The 18,579-nt window shown below is 59.7% G+C and carries 17 protein-coding genes and 1 tRNA gene; 9 read left to right on the top strand and 9 right to left on the bottom strand.

Annotated elements, in window-relative coordinates:
* The 4 genes from ACLTXB_RS11025 to ACLTXB_RS11010 form a co-directional block, all read left to right on the top strand.
* On the top strand, nucleotides 1-590 hold a 590-nt coding region (locus tag ACLTXB_RS11025; RefSeq protein ID WP_428227014.1), incomplete at its 5' end, for a PLP-dependent transferase.
* Nucleotides 591-655: 65 nt separating this feature from the next.
* Nucleotides 656-1,030 (top strand): DUF3783 domain-containing protein, encoded by a 375-nt coding sequence (locus ACLTXB_RS11020; RefSeq protein WP_428227013.1) that lies wholly within the window; start codon nucleotides 656-658, stop codon nucleotides 1,028-1,030.
* A gap of 79 nt (nucleotides 1,031-1,109) precedes the next feature.
* Nucleotides 1,110-1,196, top strand: a tRNA-Leu gene (locus tag ACLTXB_RS11015).
* A 95-nt stretch (nucleotides 1,197-1,291) separates the two neighbouring features.
* Nucleotides 1,292-2,665: an MATE family efflux transporter gene (locus ACLTXB_RS11010; protein ID WP_428227012.1), complete on the top strand. Its 1,374-nt coding sequence runs from the start codon at nucleotides 1,292-1,294 to the stop codon at nucleotides 2,663-2,665.
* Nucleotides 2,666-2,703: 38 nt separating this feature from the next.
* Here ACLTXB_RS11010 and trhA read toward each other — a convergent pair whose 3' ends face one another.
* Both trhA and ACLTXB_RS11000 read right to left on the bottom strand, forming a co-directional pair.
* Complete coding sequence (gene trhA, locus ACLTXB_RS11005) at nucleotides 2,704-3,492, bottom strand: PAQR family membrane homeostasis protein TrhA (protein ID WP_428227011.1); 789 nt, start codon at nucleotides 3,490-3,492, stop codon at nucleotides 2,704-2,706.
* Between the two features lie 92 nt (nucleotides 3,493-3,584).
* Nucleotides 3,585-6,008: an ATP-dependent Clp protease ATP-binding subunit gene (locus tag ACLTXB_RS11000; RefSeq protein ID WP_428227010.1), complete on the bottom strand. Its 2,424-nt coding sequence runs from the start codon at nucleotides 6,006-6,008 to the stop codon at nucleotides 3,585-3,587.
* Between the two features lie 161 nt (nucleotides 6,009-6,169).
* On the opposite strand from ACLTXB_RS11000, the gene ACLTXB_RS10995 reads away from it, so the two are divergent.
* Nucleotides 6,170-6,340 (top strand): DUF362 domain-containing protein, encoded by a 171-nt coding sequence (locus ACLTXB_RS10995; protein ID WP_008981606.1) that lies wholly within the window; start codon nucleotides 6,170-6,172, stop codon nucleotides 6,338-6,340.
* 125 nt (nucleotides 6,341-6,465) lie between these two features.
* On the opposite strand, the gene ACLTXB_RS10990 is transcribed toward ACLTXB_RS10995, so the two are convergent.
* Complete coding sequence (locus tag ACLTXB_RS10990; RefSeq protein WP_428227009.1) at nucleotides 6,466-7,008, bottom strand: stage V sporulation T C-terminal domain-containing protein; 543 nt, start codon at nucleotides 7,006-7,008, stop codon at nucleotides 6,466-6,468.
* Between the two features lie 267 nt (nucleotides 7,009-7,275).
* Here ACLTXB_RS10990 and ACLTXB_RS10985 point away from each other — a divergent pair, with 267 nt between their 5' ends.
* The 4 genes from ACLTXB_RS10985 to ACLTXB_RS10970 all read left to right on the top strand — a co-directional run bounded on the left by ACLTXB_RS10985 (nucleotide 7,276) and on the right by ACLTXB_RS10970 (nucleotide 11,461).
* The gene (locus tag ACLTXB_RS10985; RefSeq protein WP_428227016.1) at nucleotides 7,276-9,216 is read left to right on the top strand and encodes an OPT family oligopeptide transporter; all 1,941 of its coding nucleotides are present in this window, start codon (nucleotides 7,276-7,278) and stop codon (nucleotides 9,214-9,216) included.
* A gap of 78 nt (nucleotides 9,217-9,294) precedes the next feature.
* On the top strand, nucleotides 9,295-9,657 hold the full coding sequence (locus ACLTXB_RS10980; protein ID WP_428227008.1) for a PqqD family protein: 363 nt from the start codon (nucleotides 9,295-9,297) through the stop codon (nucleotides 9,655-9,657).
* Complete coding sequence (locus ACLTXB_RS10975; protein WP_428227007.1) at nucleotides 9,654-9,998, top strand: hypothetical protein; 345 nt, start codon at nucleotides 9,654-9,656, stop codon at nucleotides 9,996-9,998. Before ACLTXB_RS10980 ends, ACLTXB_RS10975 begins: the two co-directional genes overlap by 4 nt.
* A 26-nt stretch (nucleotides 9,999-10,024) precedes the next feature.
* Nucleotides 10,025-11,461 carry an aminoacyl-histidine dipeptidase gene (locus ACLTXB_RS10970; RefSeq protein WP_428227006.1) on the top strand — a complete coding sequence of 479 codons (1,437 nt, stop codon included), beginning with the start codon at nucleotides 10,025-10,027 and terminating at the stop codon, nucleotides 11,459-11,461.
* A 65-nt stretch (nucleotides 11,462-11,526) separates the two neighbouring features.
* On the opposite strand, the gene ACLTXB_RS10965 is transcribed toward ACLTXB_RS10970, so the two are convergent.
* The 6 genes from ACLTXB_RS10965 to ACLTXB_RS10940 all read right to left on the bottom strand — a co-directional run bounded on the left by ACLTXB_RS10965 (nucleotide 11,527) and on the right by ACLTXB_RS10940 (nucleotide 18,523).
* Nucleotides 11,527-12,201, bottom strand: coding sequence for a DUF624 domain-containing protein (locus ACLTXB_RS10965; protein ID WP_008981600.1), 675 nt, complete (start codon nucleotides 12,199-12,201; stop codon nucleotides 11,527-11,529).
* 11 nt (nucleotides 12,202-12,212) lie between these two features.
* Nucleotides 12,213-13,118: an AraC family transcriptional regulator gene (locus tag ACLTXB_RS10960; RefSeq protein WP_008981599.1), complete on the bottom strand. Its 906-nt coding sequence runs from the start codon at nucleotides 13,116-13,118 to the stop codon at nucleotides 12,213-12,215.
* Between the two features lie 24 nt (nucleotides 13,119-13,142).
* Nucleotides 13,143-15,323, bottom strand: a complete 2,181-nt coding sequence (locus ACLTXB_RS10955) for an alpha-galactosidase (protein WP_428227005.1) — start codon at nucleotides 15,321-15,323, stop codon at nucleotides 13,143-13,145.
* Between the two features lie 89 nt (nucleotides 15,324-15,412).
* Nucleotides 15,413-16,252: a carbohydrate ABC transporter permease gene (locus ACLTXB_RS10950; protein ID WP_110442089.1), complete on the bottom strand. Its 840-nt coding sequence runs from the start codon at nucleotides 16,250-16,252 to the stop codon at nucleotides 15,413-15,415.
* 16 nt (nucleotides 16,253-16,268) lie between these two features.
* Nucleotides 16,269-17,156, bottom strand: a complete 888-nt coding sequence (locus ACLTXB_RS10945; protein WP_110442088.1) for a carbohydrate ABC transporter permease — start codon at nucleotides 17,154-17,156, stop codon at nucleotides 16,269-16,271.
* A gap of 77 nt (nucleotides 17,157-17,233) precedes the next feature.
* Nucleotides 17,234-18,523, bottom strand: coding sequence for an ABC transporter substrate-binding protein (locus tag ACLTXB_RS10940; protein ID WP_428227004.1), 1,290 nt, complete (start codon nucleotides 18,521-18,523; stop codon nucleotides 17,234-17,236).
* Nucleotides 18,524-18,579 lie beyond the last annotated feature (56 nt).

Here is an 18,579-nt window from a genome sequence, read left to right as displayed (position 1 = left end):
CCGACAAGTTCCCCGGCCTGACCACCCCCGACGAGAGCTACCACGGCGTCACCTACACCGAGCGTTTCGGCCTGGAGGGCGCCTTCATCACCAAGGCCACCGTGCAGCTCATGCGTGACCTGGGCTCCATCCCCTCCCCCAACAACTGCTTCCTGCTGAACATCGGCCTGGAGACCCTGCCTCTGCGGATGAAGAAGCACTGCGAGAACGCTCAGGCTGTGGCCGAGTATCTCCAGGGCCACGAAAAGATCGCCTGGGTGCAGTATGCCGGTCTGCCCGGAGACAAGTACCACGAGCGCGCCCAGAAGTATCTGCCCAACGGCACCTGCGGCGTAGTCATCTTCGGCGTGAAGGGCGGCCGGGCCGCGGCTGAGAAGTTCATGGCCGGGCTGAAGCTGGCCTCCATCGCCACCCACGTGGCTGACGCCAAGACCTGCGTGCTCCATCCCGCCTCCTCCACTCACCGTCAGATGACCGACGAGGAGCTTGCTGCCGCCGGTGTCTCCCCCGACCTGGTGCGGTTCTCCGTGGGCATTGAGGATGCCAAGGACATCATCGCTGACCTGGAGCAGGCCCTGGCCAACGTGTAAAATATCCATAAACCGGGCCCGGGCGGCTCTGCCGCCTGGGCTTTTTTCAGATCGGAGGTATCTCTATGGCAGGCGAAACCGTACTGCTCTATAACTGCTCCGGCCCACAGTGGAGCAAGCTGCGCCAGGTATTTGTGATGCAGAAGCTGCGCATGAAGGCGGTGGAGCCCGGCCAGTATGGCCTTCCCCTCGCCCAGGTGCTGGAGGGCAGCGGAGAACCCGCCGGAGTGGAGGAGGAATTTTCCGACCCCATGCTGGTGTTCTGTTCCCTTACTGGTCCTCAGTTGGACCGCCTGCTGGGTGCCATGAAGCGCGCCAAACTGCCCCCCATCCCCCTCAAGGCGGTGCTCACCCCCACCAACCGGGACTGGACCTCCCAGCAGCTGTGGCAGGAGCTGCGCCGGGAACATCAGGCCATGCAGGAGCGGCAGGGCAAATAGTTTCTCCGCGAAAAAAGCATTGACAAATCGCTCCTTCCGCCCTATAATGATAAGGCGGTTTTCAATAGACCGCCTGTTTGCGGCTGTGCTGGAATTGGTAGACTGGCAAGCTTGAGGTGCTTGTGTCCGGACGGGCGTACGGGTTCGACTCCCGTCAGCCGCACCAGTTAGAAAAGACGACTTGTTTCGACAAGTCGTCTTTTCTTTGGCCCTTTTGGGTGGTAGCATTTGCCACAGGATTGAGAGAGAAGGAGTTGCACGATGAGCCAAAACAAGCCCGCAGAAAACAAAATGGGCACCATGCCGGTCAACCGGCTGCTGTTGTCCATGTCCATCCCCATCATGATCTCCATGCTGGTCCAGGCACTGTACAACGTAGTAGACAGTATCTTCGTGGCCCAGCTCAGTGAGGACGCCCTGAACGCCGTCTCCCTGGCCTTTCCCATTCAGAACCTGATGATTTCCGTGGCAGTAGGTACCGGCGTAGGTATCAACGCCCTGCTGTCCAAGAGTTTGGGCGAAAAGCGTCAGGACCGGGCCAATGCCGCCGCCATGAACGGCCTGTTTCTGGCTGCGGTCAGCTACCTGGTCTTTATGCTCATCGGTCTGACTTGCTCCCGGCTGTTCTTTGCCATCCAGACGGACAAGCAGACCATCGTAGACTATGGCGAGAGCTACATGTTCATCGTGTGCGTACTGTCGGTGGGCATGTTCTTCCAAATCACCTTTGAACGCATCCTCCAGGCCACCGGCCGTACCCTGTACACTATGTTCACCCAGGCTCTGGGCGCCATCATCAACATCGTACTGGACCCCATCCTGATCTTCGGTCTGTTCGGTCTGCCCCGCATGGAGGTTGCCGGCGCCGCCCTGGCTACCGTACTGGGCCAGATCATTGCCGCCCTCGTCTCGGTGGTCATCAACGCCACCCGCAACCCTGACGTACAGCTGAGCCTGAAGGGCTTCCGCCCCCAGGCCTCCATCATCGGCCACATCTACGCCGTGGGCGTTCCCTCCATCATCATGTCCTCCATCGGCTCGGTGATGGTCTTCGGCATGAACAAGATCCTGATCGCCTTCACCACCACCGCTACCGCGGTTTTCGGTGTATACTTCAAGCTCCAGTCCTTTGTGTTCATGCCTGTGTTTGGTCTTAACAACGGCATGGTACCCATTGTGGCCTACAACTACGGCGCCCGCCGTCCTGACCGCATCAAGCAAACCATCAAGCTCAGCGTCATCTACGCCGTGTCCATCATGTTCATCGGCCTGCTGATCTTCCAGTTCCTGCCCAATGTGCTGCTGGATCTGTTCCGCTCCGAACAGGACACCGGCGATATGCTCACCATCGGTGTGCCCGCTCTGCGGATCATCTCCCTGAGCTTCCTGTTTGCCGGATTTGCCATCGTCTGCTCCTCCGTGTTCCAGGCCCTGGGCCACGGCGTGCTCAGCCTGGTGGTATCGGTCGTGCGTCAGCTGATGATACTGCTGCCTGTCGCTTTCCTTCTGTCCCGCATCGGTGGGTTGGCCGTCGTCTGGTGGGCCTTCCCCATTGCGGAGCTGCTCTCCGTAGGCCTGTCTGCCCTGTTCCTGCGCCGGGTCTACCGCAAGGAGATCCACCCTCTGGAGATGTAAAAAAAGTCCCGGAAGCAATCGCTTCCGGGACTTTTTATTTAAAGATAAGCGATGACCTGAGCCATCATCATAAAGTGGGCAATGGAGCCCAGGAGAATGAATACGTGGAAAATCTCGTGGCAGCCAAAGCGGGGGTTGCTGCGCCCGGGCCACTTCACCGCATAGAGCACACCGCCCACCGTGTATAAAACTCCGCCCAGAATGAGCCAGAACATACCCAGCCCAGGCATCCGCTGGGACAGAGGAACTATGGCGAACAGGGCCAGCCAGCCCATCACCAGGTAGATGACGCTGGTGAGCCACCGAGGGATATCCAGCTTGGCGATGGTAAGCACCACGCCGGCCACAGCCAGGCCCCAGATCGCAATAAGAAGGGGCAGCCCGCCATCTTCCCGCAGCACCGTGAGGCATACGGGGGTGTAGCTGCCGGCAATGAGCAGATAAATGGAGCAGTGGTCATATTTGCGCAGGGCAATGCGCTTAGAACGGGTGGTATTTACACAGTGGTACAGGGTGCTGGCTGTATACAGGCACACCATAGACACCCCGTAAATCAGAAAGAGAACCAGGTTTTCCCATTTACCCATCCACGCGGACTGAACGGCGAGAAATACCGTCCCTACCACCGCCAGCGCCGCTCCAATCCCGTGGGTAATGGCCGACCAGGGCCTCAGGCCGTCATAGGGGTCCCGCACCTCTTTCCGCCTCCGGGGACGGGGCACAGAAATCAAAGGTCTGGCCGGAACTGCAGTTTCATGGAACATATCAGACACCTCACAATCAAAGGCATTTGGCGTGGGTCTGTCAAACACTCTTCTATGTTCCATAGTATAGTCCTCCCCTTCAGCAAAATCAATAAGCAAAATTACTAAATCTAATTTTAAAGACTAGATTATATCACATGCAGCGTTTCCTCCCGTCAGGCACTCCACCCGCACCCGGTCCTCCTGTACCAGCACATGCAGTCCGCCTCCCCGCTGGCACTGTCCGGACAGCAGCAGGTCGGCGGCAGGGTCTCCACCCAGGCGGCAATGGCCCGGCGCAGCGGCCGTGCCCCGTAATCCCGGTGGCTGCCTTTCTTGGCCAGCAGCCGCACGGCGTCCTCCTCTACCTGCATGGTGACTCCCAAGCTCTCCAACCGTTTGCCGGTCTCACCCAGCAGCTGCCGGGTAATGGATACCAGTGTCTCCTCCCCCAGGGGATGGAACACCAGAGCGGCGTCCAGACGGTTTAGAAACTCCGGGGCAAAGGTCTGTTTTGCCTCGGAGAGTACCTCCCCCTCCAAGGCTTTCCGGTCACTCTCCGTCCCGCTCCCAAAGCCCAGACGGGTCTTTTGCTGGAAGTGCCGCGCCCCCAGGTTGGAGGTCATCACCAATACGGTATTCCGAAAGTCGGTCTTTCGTCCCTGACTGTCGGTGAGCACTCCCTCCTCCATCACCTGCAGCAGTACCGACCAGATATCCCGGTGGGCCTTCTCCAGCTCATCCAGCAGCACCACCGACCAGGGGCTGCGCCGCACCCGCTCGGTAAGCTGTCCCCCCTCCTCGTGACCCACATAGCCGGGGGGCGAGCCGATGAGGCGGGAGACGCTGTGGGCCTCCATATATTCCGACATATCAAAGCGGATGAGGGCTTCCGAACTGCCGAACAGGGTCTGGGCCAGACTGCGGCACAGCTGGGTCTTGCCTACGCCGCTGGGACCCAGCAGCAAAAAGCACCCCACCGGCCTTCTGGGGTCCTTCAGCCCCAGCCTTCCCCGGCGCACCGCCCGGGCCACCGCCTTTACCGCCTGCTCCTGGCCCAGCACCGTGCGCTCCAGGGACTGTTCCAGTTCCTCCAGTGCTTTTCGGTCGTGCTGGGTGGGGTCGCTCACCGGCACCCCGGTCCACTGGGACAGCACCGCCCGGATGTGGCTCTCCTCCACAGTTTTCTGGGGATGGCCCTGCCGCCAGCGCTTTTTCCCCGCCTCCAACTCCTTGCGGAAGTCCCCCTCCGCATCCCGGAGCATGGCCGCCTTTTCAAAATCCTGCTTGCGGATGGCCTGGGTGAGCTGACGCCCCGCCTGGACTGCCCGCTGCTCCAGCCGCTGCAGCTCGGGAGGCAGCGTGTGGCTGGACAGCCGGGCCTGGGAGGCCGCCTCGTCCATGAGGTCGATGGCCTTGTCAGGCAAAAACCGCTCGGGCAGATAGCGAATGGACAGGTCCACCGCCGCCTCCAAGGCCTTGTCCGAGATGGTAATATGGTGATGGGCCTCATACCTCCCCCGCAGTCCCCGGAGGATGGCCAGGGTCTGGTCCCGGGTGGGCTGTCGCACCGTGATAGGCTGGAAGCGGCGCTCCAGGGCGGAGTCCTTTTCAATATATTTGCGGTACTCATCCAGAGTAGTGGCACCAATGACCTGAATCTCTCCCCGGGAGAGGGCAGGTTTCAGGATGTTGGCCGCGTCAATGGCTCCCTCCGCGCTGCCTGCCCCCACGATGGTGTGCAGCTCATCGATGAACAAAATCACATTGCCCGCCCGGCGCACCTCCTGGAGCACGTGCTTGAGCTTCTCCTCAAACTCGCCTCGGTACTTGGTGCCTGCCACCATGGCGGACAGGTCCAGGGCGCACACCCGTTTACCCAACAAATGGGCAGGTGCAGTGCCGTCGGCAATGGCCAGAGCCAATCCCTCTACCACCGCGGTTTTGCCTACACCTGGTTCTCCGATGAGAGCGGGGTTGTTCTTGGTGCGGCGGGAGAGGATTTGGATCAGCCGCTCCAGCTCCGCCTCCCGGCCGATCACCGGGTCCAGCTGACCCTGGCCGGCCATGGCGGTAAGGTCCCGGGCACACTGGTCCAGTTGGCGGGTGTCTCCTCCGCTGCGCTCCGGCTCCCGGCTGCGCATGACCCTGGAGATGCTATCCTCGCCTCCCAGGGCGGCGGACAAGCGCTGACTGAGCCGGGCACGGTCTACCCCGCACTCCCCCAGCAGCCGCACGGCCGAGCTGGTACTGTCCCGCAGAAGGCCCAGCAGCAGATGCTCCGCGTTGACCGCCGGCTGTCCCATCTTTTTGGCCTCCACGGCCGCCTGTTGAATGGCCTGGCAACAGCGGGGCGTCAGCCCCTGGTGCAGGGTGCGTCCGGGCACCCCGGTGCCCACCAGCTGTGCGATACAAACCCGCAGGCGGGGGCTGCCCGCTCCCTCCTCCCGCAGCAGACGGGCGGCAGTGCTGTACTCCTGGCTGGCCAGCCCCAGCAGCAGATGTTCACTGCCTACATAGCTGTGTCCCAGACGGGCGGCGTTCTCCTGGGCCAGACGAATGGCCCCCAGGGCAGTGGATGTAAAACGGCAATCGGCCATATTGATCCCTCCAGATGTTCCATATCCTGGCGCACGTCCCGGAAATATCCGGAAGCCCACCAGGGTCTTCTCTAACTATGCCCGCTTTTTCAAAAATTAGCATTGCAATTTTGAAAAGATGTGATAGAATGTAGTGTAGAATTTTAGGGAGGTGTTTTCCAATGGCCTATGTCATCAGCGATGCCTGCATCAGCTGTGGTTCCTGCGCCGATGCCTGCCCCGTGGGCGCCATCGCTCAGGGTGCTGACCACTACGAGATCAACGCCGGCGCTTGCCTGGACTGCGGTTCCTGCGCCGATAGCTGCCCCATGAGCGCCATCTCCCAGGGCTGAGCCTCTGTGAGATCAACAGCGCCGGCCATTGGCCGGCGCTGTTTTCATAGTTCTCCGTTGTGTTCCATACGCCTCTCTGCCGTTTTCTCCGGCGGAGAGGCGTATTTTACTTAAGGGGTCGGCCATCAGCCCTCCATATGCTTCCCCAGGAACACAGCGATGGACTGGGCCAGCTTGTACTCCACCTCGCCTCCGGTGAGGTTTTCCTCCGGCGCGGTGAATACCACGCTGCCCAGCACATCCCCCTCTGACAAAATGGGGGCCACGGTATCCAGGAAAAACCGTCCCTCCTCGGCGCATAGGGGCACACCGATCTCGCCAACCTTATGCTGGTAGATCTGCCGGCTCTCCATCAGCCGCTCCAGCTCGGGGGCAATCTGCTTGTCCAGCAGTTCCCGCCGGGGTGCACCGGCCAGAGCAATAATGTTGTCCCGGTCGGTGATCACCGCGATCCTTCCTGTGGTGCGGTTGAGGGTCTCGCACATCTGGGTGGCAAATTCGGTCAGCCCGCCCAGCAGGGAATACTTTTTAAAAATCACACTGCCGTCCCGCTCCGTGTAAATTTCCAGTGGGTCGCCCTCTCGGATTCGCATGGTACGTCGAATTTCTTTTGGTATTACGACACGACCTAAGTCATCGATCCTGCGGACAATACCTGTTGCTTTCATCTATATAATTCCTCCCACGGTGGTTTTTTGGAAACAAAATATAGTATGGACAGGAAAACGGAGGCTATGCGTGGATCATTCACAGGGACCCATTCCCAGCTGCCCATTATTTTTGTACGCATTTGTGCGTCATACAAAGACAAAAAGCTTGACGAACAGGTGAAAAAAACGTAAAATAGTAAACTAGCTGCAAAAGCAGTTTCCATCCTGGCGCAAGCCGGAGAGAGGGGTGGAGCTGGCAGCGAAAATAAAAGAAGGGAAAGAAACATCGTGGAAGAGAAAAAATTCCAACCCTATGTCCCCGCGGACAAGGTGATGCCGGAATTTACCGTGGTTTCCATTGTGTTGGGCGCTATTCTGGCCATCGTCTTTGGCGGCGCCAACGCCTACCTGGGACTGCGCGTAGGCATGACCGTTTCTGCATCCATCCCCGCGGCTGTTATTTCCATGGGCGTCATCCGCAAGATCCTGCGGCGTGATTCCATCCTGGAAAATAACATGGTGCAGACCATCGGCTCCGCCGGTGAGTCCGTGGCCGCCGGTGCCATCTTCACCCTGCCTGCTCTGTTTATGTGGGCCAAGGAAGGCATGGGCAACGCTCCCGGCCTGGTGGAGATCGGCCTGATTGCCCTGTGCGGCGGCGTACTGGGCGTGCTGATGATGATCCCCCTGCGCAGCGCTCTGATCGTCAAGGAGCACGGCGTGCTGGCTTACCCCGAGGGACAGGCCTGCGCCGAGGTTCTGATTGCCGGTGAAGAGGGCGGTGCCAAGGCGTCCACCGTGTTCTCCGGTCTGGGCATTGCTGCCGTCTACAAGTTCATTGCCGACGGCCTGAAGATCTTCCCCAGCGAGATCACCTATGATATCTCCGCTTACAAGGGCTCCGGTGTGGGCATCGACGTGCTGCCCGCCCTGGCCGGCGTGGGCTATATCTGCGGCGCCAAGGTATCCTCTTATCTGTTCGCCGGCGGTATCCTGGGCTGGCTGGTCATCATGCCTCTGATGGTTCTGTTCGGCGGCGACGCCATCATGTTCCCCGTCACCGACATGACCATCAACGAGCTGGTGGCTGCTAACGGCGTGTCCGCCCTGTGGAGCAACTACCTGCGCTACATTGGCGCCGGTGCCGTGGCCTGCGGCGGCGTGCTCAGCCTCATCAAGTCCCTGCCTCTGATCGTGCGCACCTTCAAGGACGCCATGGGCGACTACGGCAAGGGCCGCACCGTCAGCACCCTGCGTACCGAGCAGGACATCCCCATGAAGGTCGTTCTGCTGGGCGTGCTTCTGGTGGCCATCGTGCTGTGGCTGGTTCCTGCTATCCCCCTGAACCTGTTCACCGCCCTGATCGTCATTGTCTTCGGCTTCTTCTTTGCCACCGTGTCCTCCCGGATGGTGGGCCTCATTGGTTCTTCCAATAACCCCGTCTCCGGCATGGCCATTGCTACCCTGCTCATCTCCACCATGCTGCTGAAGGCCACCGGTACCGTTGGCATTGAGGGCATGACTGCTGCCATCGTCATCGGCGGCATCATCTGCGTCATCGCTGCCATCGCCGGCGATACCTCTCAGGACCTGAAGACCGGCTTCCTGGTTGGCGCTACCCCCAAGAAGCAGCAGATCGGCGAGCTGATCGGTGTTGCGGTTTCCTCCGTGGCCATCGGCGCTATCCTGTACCTGCTGAGCATGGCTTGGGGCGGCTACGGCTCCAACGACCTGCCCGCTCCTCAGGCGATGCTGATGAAGATGATCGTCGAGGGCGTTATGGGCGGCAACCTGCCCTGGAACATGGTGTTCGCCGGCGTGTTCATCGCCATCGTGGTAGAGGTGCTGGGCATCCCCGTGCTGCCCTTCGCCATCGGCCTGTATCTGCCCATCTACCTGTCCGTGCCCATGATGCTGGGCGGCGCTCTGCGCTGGTTCCTGGAGAAGCGTAAGTACGCCTCTGAGAAGGACAAGAACGACACCGTGCAGTCCGGCGTGCTGTACTCCTCCGGCCTCATCGCCGGCGAGGGTATCGTGGGCATCCTGCTGGCCGTGCTGGCTATCATCCCCGCTGGTATGAGCGATGAAGGCGTTGCTCTGTATGTCAGCGACAAGATCAACTTCAGCGAGGTCTTCAGCATCGGCAACATCGGCGGTCTCATCTGCTTTGCCGTCATCCTGTTCACCATCTATCTCTTCGCCACCAAGGACAGCAAGAAGAAGTAATTCTTGTTTTTTCCCCAGCCGGGCTGTATACTTTGGTATGCAGCCCGGTTTGGGTTATTATCCATGAGGAGAAACGAAATGGCCAAGAAAAAGAGCGAGAACTATTTGGATTTCATCCCCGTTATCAACCCTAAAAATGACTGGAGCGAGGGCGAGGACGGTATTGCCACCATCCATATGGTCCACCGGGGCTTCTACGCTACCATCGCCCAGAAGGTCTTCCACACGCCCCGAGTCAGCCACATCAAGCTGGACGAGTACGGCAGCTTTCTGTGGAAGCGGATCAACGGCGAACGCACGGTGGGTCAACTGGCCCAGCAGCTGAAGGAACAGTTCGGCGACCAGGCCGAACCTCTCTACGATCGACTGGTAAAATATATGCAGATCCTGCGCAACAACGAGTTTATCCTGTTTCGCGGAAAGGACAAGGTGAAGGAATGAATACCTTGGAGACCATTCTGGGCATTCTGGCCTTTGCCGTGGTCATCGCGGTGCTGTATGTGTGGGGTCTGAAAAAGAGCTACACCCAAAGCGCCGATCTGGAACGCATTTTGCTCAGTAAAAGTGCGGGAAAGGTGGTAAACTACCTCAAGAAAAATGAGGAGATCACCCTTTCCCAGATGGCCCAGCTCTGCACCGGCGTAAAGGCCGGTCAGTTCTGGTCCCGGCAAAGAGCGATGGTACAAAATTCCAAGACCTTTGCCCCCAAATTAGCCCAATACATGGTGGAACAGCTGCTGCTGAAGAAGGTCTCCAACGGCCGCTACCGCCTGAGGAAATAAATCTGCCACGAGAGGAGTATGCAGCTATGAACGTACTATCCAACCTGGAACCCAAGAGCGTATTCCGCTTCTTTGAAGATCTGTGCGCCATTCCCCACGGCTCCCGGAACACCAAGGCCATCAGCGATTACTGTGTGGCCTTCGCCAAGGAGCGCGGCCTGGAGCACTACCAGGACCAGGACAATAACATCATCATCATCAAAGAGGCCACTGCCGGCTATGAGAATGCCCCCGCCATCATCCTCCAGGGCCACCTGGACATGGTGTGTGAGAAGGAGCATGACTGCACCAAGGATATGGACAAGGAAGGTCTGGACCTGATGGTGGAGGGCGATTTTGTCACCGCCAAGGGCACCACCCTGGGCGGCGATGACGGCATCGCCGTAGCCATGGCTCTGGCTATTCTGGACGCCAAGGACATCCCCCATCCCCGCCTGGAGGCCGTGTTCACCGTGGACGAGGAGATCGGCATGCTGGGCGCTGTTTCCATGGACGTGTCTCCCCTGAAGGGCCGTCAGCTGCTGAACCTGGACTCCGAGGAGGAGGGCGTGTTCACCGTCAGCTGCGCCGGCGGCAATGTGACCACCTGCCTGCTGCCCATCGCCCGTGCTCCCTTCCAGGGAAGCGCCCTCACCATTACTATCAGCGGCCTGCAGGGCGGCCACTCCGGCACCGAGATCCACAAGGGCCGTGCCAACGCCAACATGCTCATGGGCCGTCTGCTCCAGGCTGTGGCCGCAGCGACCGAAATGCGCATTGTGGCTGTGAACGGCGGTCTGAAGGACAACGCCATTCCCATCAAGACTCAGGCTCAGGTGCTGGTGGCTGACGCCGCCGCCGCCAAGGCCACCGCCCAGGAGATGGGCGCCTGCTTTGCCGCTGAGTACCGGGTCACCGATCCCAACGTAGCCGTATCCGTGGAGGGCGCCGGCGAAGGCGAGGCCATGGACGCCGCCTCCACCAAGAAGGTGCTGTGCATGCTTACCTGCCTGCCCAACGGGGTTCAGGTCATGAGCGCCGACATCGCCGGCCTGGTGCAGACCTCTCTGAACCTGGGCATCCTGACCACTGAGGACTCCGTGGTGCGTACCTCCTTCTGCGTACGCAGCTCGGTGGACTCTCAGAAGGAGATGCTCAAGGCCCGTCTGTCCAGCCTGATGGAGCAGCTGGGCGGCAGCGTGGAGTTCTTCGGCGAGTACTCTGGCTGGGAGTATCTGGCTGACTCCCCCCTGCGTGATCGCCTGGTGGCCGTCTTCCGCGAGCAGTACAGCCGTGAGCCTCGCATCGAGGCCATCCACGCCGGCGTGGAGTGCGGCATTTTCGCCGGCAAGCTGCCCGGCCTGGACTGCGTATCCATCGGTCCCGACCTGTTTGAGATCCACACTCCCCGGGAGCGCATGAGCATTTCTTCCGTGCAGCGCCTGTGGAACTTCGTCCTGGAAGTATTGAAGCGCAGCAAATAAACTGTTTGTAATTGAAAATAGGCAAAAAAACTGGCAGCTCGTTGAGCTGCCAGTTTTTTATTGCCTTAAAACTCCTCTTCTTCCTCTCCCTCCAGGTCGGGACAAAACTGGTCCAGAACTGGACGCACAATCACCTGACCTGCCACACAGGGGAACATCAGTCCGCCCAGCAGGAAATAGGGAATGCTGAAGGGAAGAAATCCGATGGCCAGAACGGCCAGACAGTCGTTGAGCAGAGCGCACATCAGCGCCTGTCCCGGACGGGCAAAGCCCAGAGCAAAGCTCTGCCGCACCGCCTGGCCCAGCGGCATCCCCGAGGCGGCCAGAGGAAAGAGATAGGCCGACATAAGAAGGGACACCACAAACACAAACACAGAAAACACACACGGCAAAAAGAGGATCCAGTTTCCTACCGCCTGTCCCGCATAGAAAAAGCTGGACCACAGGGAGATGACAGGCAGAAGAACCGCCAGGAAGAAGGTGGGATACGAGCGCCAGAAGTTGGCGCGGAAGGACTGCCAGAACTCCCGGACGGTGACGCTGCGGTCCTCCGCCATTCTCCGGGCCATGTGGTTCATAGCCAAAAGCGCGGGGGGCAGGGTAACCAGAGGCACCAGGGAGAGACAGGTGAGGGCATCCACCTTCACAATGGTCAGCCACTCCCGGGAGAAGATCTCCAGCAATCCGGAGGGACCGGTGCGCTCCTGGCGGCGGCGAAAATCATTGGGATTGAAAAACATCTGGTGCCTCCTTAGTTACGGACCTTGGGCGCCTTGGGCTGGCTTTGCTCGGCGCTCTGTTTTTTCTCCAGGGCCATGAGATCCTCCTGGCGCCATACCCGAGGGGGAAGACCCTGATATTTGCGGAACACCTTGGAGAAGTACAGCTGGTTGGGATAGCCCACCATACTGGCCACCTCTCCGATGCTCATGTTGGTGTTTCGCATAAGCTCCATGGCCTTGTTCACCCGGTAGCGGGCCAGGTACTCCTGGGGCGTCTGGCCCATGACTTCCTTGAACAGACGGCTGAAGTAGGTGCGGTTGAGACCGCAGAAGCTGGCAATCTGTTCGATGCGGATGTCATCCCGGTAGTACTGGTCGATGAAGTGGATGGCCTCCCGGATGTAAAAGCCCTGCTGGGACAGGCCCCGCACCCGCTGCTTGGAGGAAGAGCTGTCGATCAGAGCGTCCAGGAAAAGGTAGAAGTGGGCCATCAGCTTCAGGGACGAGAACTGGGCATGGTTGGCAATAAACAGCAGTTCATCCTTCACCGGCTGGGACATGTCGGGCTGGATGGGGGTGTAGACCGGCTGGTCCTCCCCCAGTCCGGCCAGGGTCAGCCGGTACTGGGCCTGGACCCCGCCAAATTCCACCCAGGTGTAGGCCCAGGGGTCTTTTTCGTCGGCACAGTAGGTAGTCACCTGGTTGGGGCAGATCAGGAAGCCCTGTCCGGCCCGCAGAGGATAGGTCCGAACGGAGCCGTCCCGCTGCCGCACCTCCAGGTGTCCCTTCCCGGAAATAATGTAGTGGAAGAGATAGTTGTTGCGCACATGGGGCCCATAGGAATACAGGGACTCGCACTGCTCCCAGCCAAACTGCACCAAAAACAGATCCACAAAATTTTCATGGGGAAACACAGAAAAACGTCCCTGGTCCATGGGTCATTCTCCTCTCAAAGTGAGTCAAACACGCTCCAGATCAAATTGCAGCGCCTGATACTCCTGCAGGATGGGCAGGGCCAGGCCGCCGTACATCAGCTGATCGCCGCCATATACTTCGCCGTTGACTTTATAGTCCGCATTGGGGTCCAGTCCCTTCAGCCGCAGCAGGGGACGAATGGGGTTGGCGTGTCCCACCCCCATGACCATGCCCACCAGAGCACGGCTCTTGTCGGGGGAGACGTGCATCCAGGCGTTGAAGGCCTCCTGCCGGAAGGGATTGCTGAGGCGGTAGTAGTCGCCCCGCAGCACCAGGTCCCAGCAGCTGCGGAAGTGCTGGATCTGGGTGCGGACCTCCTCCATCTCCTCAGAAGTGATCTCGTTGAGGTCCAGCTCATAGCCAAAGGTACCTGCGGCAGCCACCACGCCGCGGGTGTGCATGGAGACGCTGCGGCCGGTCTGGCCGTTGGGCACGGCGGACACATGGGCGCCCACCGCTGCGCAGGGATAACAGAAAGAAGTACCGTACTGGATGCGCAGGCGCTCGATGGCGTCGGTGTTGTCGCTGCACCAGATCTGGGGGGTGTAGTAGAGCATACCGCAGTCAAAGCGTCCGCCGCCGCCGCTGCATCCCTCGATGAGCACCTGGGGGAACTCCTGATGGAGCATCTCCAGGATCTCGTACACGCCCAGCACATAGCGGTGGTACACCTCGCCCTGGCGCTGGGCGGGAAGGGCGGCGCTCCACACGTCGGTGAGGCTGCGGTTCATATCCCACTTGACATAGGAGATGGGGGCGCTGTTCAGGGTAGCCCGGAGGTTATCCATAATGTACTGGCGCACCTCGGCCCGGGTCAGATCCAGCACCAACTGGGAGCGGCCCCGGGTCATGGGACGGCCAGGCACCTGGAAGGCCCAGTCGGGATGGGCCCGGTAGAGGTCGGAGTCCTCGTTGACCATCTCCGGCTCCACCCAGAGGCCAAACTTCATTCCCATCTCCTCGATGCGGTGGGCCAGGGGGCCCAGGCCGCCGGGGAGCTTGGTCTGGTTCACGTTCCAGTCGCCCAGACCGGCAAAGTCATCATTGCGTTTGCCGAACCAGCCGTCGTCCATGACCATCATCTCCACGCCCACCTGGCTGGCCGCCTTGGCAATGGAGCAGATCTTCTCTGCGTCAAAGTCAAACAGGGTGGCCTCCCAGTTGTTGATGAGGATGGGCCGGCGCTGGTCCTTCCAGGGACCCCGGCACAGGTTGAGACGGATGGCCCGGTGGAGCTGACGGCTCATGTGGCCCAGGCCCTGGGCGGAGAATACCATGGCCGCCTCCGGTGTGGTAAAGGACTCGCCAGGCTGGAGCGTCCAGCGGAAGTGGAAGGGATTGATCCCCAGAGTCAGGCGGGTCTCGTGGAACTGGGTATACTCGGTGTTGGCCTGAAAACTGCCGGAGTAGACCAGAGCCACGCCCCAGCAGCGTCCGGCGTCCTCGGTGGTCTCATGGTCACACAGCACCACAAAGGGATTTTGCTGATGGCTGGACGTACCGCGGACGCTGCCTACGGTGTGGACTCCCTGGGTCAGAGGCATCCGCACCGGCTCCCGCTCCCGGGCGTAGGCGCCGCCCAGGGTAATGAGGTCGTGCTCACCAGCGGGGAAGTCCAGGCATACCGAAGATACCCGCTCCAGCTCCATGGGGCTCTCGCCCCCATTGCGCACCCGTACAGCCCGGGTGATCAGATCGTACTCCTCCAGCACGCCGTACAGCAGCTCAACCTCCAGGCCGGTGCAGCTGTCCCGCAGCTCCACAGACAGGGTCTGGGCGGTCACACCCTCATCGTAGAAGGCGGGCAGCCCCTCCAGGGCATACTTTCCTTCCCGGACGGTGTGACCCACATAGCGCAGATCCACGGTGCGGCTTCCCTTTCCACAGGTGGCCTCCACGCTGGGCACACGGAAGTCGCCTACGCCGCAGGAGGAGTATTCCTGAGGCAGGGTATCCAGCGAGTAGGTGCGGTCCTTCCCTACTTCGTAGGGGTTAGGCGAAAAACCACGGTCCTCATGCACGATGCGGTTGGACAGGTCACCGCCCCGCAGGCGGGGACCGTAGTAGGTATGCAGCAGCACTCCCGTGGAGTCCACCTTCATCTGATAGGTGGTGGCGGCAGTGCTCAGAGTAATAGTATTGCGGCGTTCATCAAAGAAAATCATAACTGGTCATCCTTAAATCATAGAGTGCGCAAATGGGCGGCCTGCCACCTGGGGCGGCCCAAACAGGCCGCCCCAGGAACAACAGATTCTTATTTGCCGCCGGTAAGGGCAATGCCCTCGATAAACTGGCGCTGGAAAATGAGGTACAAAATCAGCATGGGGATCATAGCGAACAAGCTGCCCGCCATGAGCACGGGGTAGTTGGTCATAAACTGGCCCTTCAGGGTGGCCAGGCCGGAGGACAGGGTCATCAGGTTGATGTCGGTGTTCACCACCAGAGGCCACATGAGGTCGGCATAGGCAAACACGGCGGTGAAGATGGTCAGGGCGGCCACCGAGGTGCCGGTCAGGGGCAGCATCACCTTGGTGAAGGTTTGCCACTGGTTGCAGCCGTCCAGGTAGGCGGCCTCACCGATCTCGTTGGGGATGCCCATGTAGGCCTGACGCAGGAAGAAGGTACCAAAGGCGCTGACCAGACCGGGGAAGATCAGGGCGAAGATGCTCTCAGTCAGACCGACCTTAGCCAGCATCTGATACTGGGGAATGACGAAAATCTGAGAGGGCATCATCATCTGTACCAGCACCAGGGTGAAGAGCAGATTCTTGCCCTTGAAGTGCAGCTTGGCAAAGGCGTAGCCGGCCATGGAGCTGAACACGATGGCGCAGATCACACGCACCAGTACCATGATGATGGTGTTGATGTACAGGTTGACAAAGGGCAGGCTAGTGAGGGCGTCCTTAAAGTTGGACCACACGATTTTTGCAGGGAAAATCGTAGGCGGGATCTGTACGCTCTCAGACAGGGACTTGAGGGAAGTGAGGATCATCCACAGAAAGGGGAAGATCATCAGCAGGGCGCCTGCAATCAGGAAGAAGTAGGTAAGCCCCGTGGCAATGCCGCGGCTGCGGCTCATAGTTCCGGTTTTCATCTGACTTCCTCCTTTCTTAGACGTCGTAGTTGACCCACTTCTTCTGACCGATGAACTGGATAACAGTCACGATACCGATCAGGAAGATGGTCCAGATCACGATGGCAGAGGCATAACCCTTGTTGCCCGCCACAAAGGCCTCCCGGTAGAAGAGGTACATCAGGCTCTGTACGTCGGGCAGCACCGGGTTGGACTGGTCGATCATCATGTAGATGAGGTCATACACCTTCAGGGAGGCCATCATACGCATGATGAGGGTGACGAACAGGGTGGGGGAGATCATGGGCAGGGTGATGGAGAAGAACTGCTTGATGCGGCCGGCGCCGTCGATGCGGGCGGCCTCATAGTAGCTCTTGGAGATATTCTGCAATCCGGACAGCAGCAGCACGGCGTCGTAGCCGATGGAGCTCCAGATGGCCACGATGGCGCAGGCCACAATGGCGGTCTTGGGGTCGGTCAGCCAGCTGATCTTGGTGCCCAGGATCTGATTGATAATACCATATTCGCCGTTAAACATCCAGCGCCAGACCATGGCGATGGCGGCAGGAGCACACACCATGGGCAAAAAGTAGATGGCCCGGAAGCCACCCTTGAACTTCACCTTGGCATTGAGCAGCAGAGCCACCAGCAGGGCCAGGATGATGCCCACAGGCACGGTGAGGATACAGAAGAGGATGGTGTTCCAGGTAGCTTTCCAGAACTCGGGGGACTGGAACATCTGGATGTAGTTGTCAATGCCATTAAAGGTAGAGGCTCCAAAGGTTTTCGTCTTGGAAAAACTGAGGATAAAGGTTTCGATCAGGGGATAATAGTTTAAAACCAGCAGACCGATGATGGTAGGAGCCACCATCAGCCATGCCCAGTGCTGCTCCTTGCGGGCAGCGATGGATTGGGCTTTGCGCATGGATTTCTACTCCTTTCACTCTTCGGCGGGCGGCCGAAGCCGCCCGCCGCGGATCGTTTTCTGCTTTCGAGAGACGATCAGCCCTCTGCGATGGCCTGGTTGATGATGTCGTTGCAGTTCTTCAGGCCCTCGTCCACGCTGACCTGGCCGCCGTAGATCTTGAGCATCTCATCGTTGACCTTGCTCTTCCACACGGGGCGGGTAGCGTCGTTGACGGACTGGACAGAGTAGTCGAACATATCGATGCAGGCCTGCACGTTCAGCTTGTAGTCAAACTGATCGAAGGCATCGATCCAAGCCTGCTCAGTGCCCTCATAGCCGGAGATGGCAGCGCCGTAGGAGGACTGAAGCTTCTGGGCCTCCTCGCTGCCCAGCCACTTCAGGAAGTTCATAACGGTCTCGTTGTCCTGGTTCTTGGCAGAGGTGGCATAGCACAGGCCGTTGGAGATGGTGGCACGGCCGTCGCCGGAGGCGGGGTTGGGGCTCTTGGGCAGCACAGCCACGTCCCACTTGCCCTGCATCTCGGGATAGTTCTTCATCTCATACAGCAGGTTCCAGGTACCCTCCAGGAACATAGCGCCCTGCTCGGAGAAGAAGGCATTGCCGGGAGCGGTCTCAGCGAAGTAGTTCTGATCGGGGCACCACTCGTTGTCCTGCAGGCCGATGTAGAACTTCATGGCATCGATGGTGGCCTGATTATCAAAGCCGGCAGCGGTCTTATCGTCATTGAGGATGTAGCCGCCATTCTGATAGACGAAGTTCCAGTAGCCCAGCTGCTCGTCGCAGTAGGCCATGTAGCCGTACTTGCCGGTGGCGTCGTAGATCTTCTGAGAGGCCTCGGTCAGATCATCCCAGGTCCAGTTCTCGTCGGGGTAAGCGACCCCGGCCTGGTCGAACATCTCCTTATTGTACACCAGGCAGACGGTGTCCTTGTCCTTGGGCACGCCGTACATACGGCCGTCGGAGCCCTGGGTGTTGGCGATGGAGATGTCGGAGTAGTGGGAGTAGGTGTCGTCGTCATACAGGTCGGTGACGTCAGCCAGCATACCGCTGTCGGCGTACAGCAGGATCTGGTTGGTGTGCATCCAGAAGATGTCAGGCAGGTTGCCGGAGCCAGCAGCGGCCTCCAGCTTGGCCCAGTACTCGTCCCAGCTGGTGACCTGGACCTCGATGGTCACATCGGGATTCTGCTCATGGTAGGCATCGGCCAGGGCCTGCATGGCCTCGCGCTGGGAGTTATCCCAGATCTGCATGGTCAGCTTGCCGTCGCTGCCAGCATCGCTGCCGCCGCTGCTTCCGCAGGCGGTAGCGGTGAAGGCCATGGCAGCAGCCATAAGGACGAGGGCGGTTCGTTTCAGATGTTTCATGTTTTTTCTCCTTTCAACACATGGAATGGTGTGGAGCAGGACCGGCTGTGTGCCCC

The sequence above is a fragment of the Flintibacter sp. genome (assembly GCF_046973065.1).
Note: the sequence above shows the minus strand (reverse complement) of the source record. Positions and strands in the feature narration are given on the sequence as shown.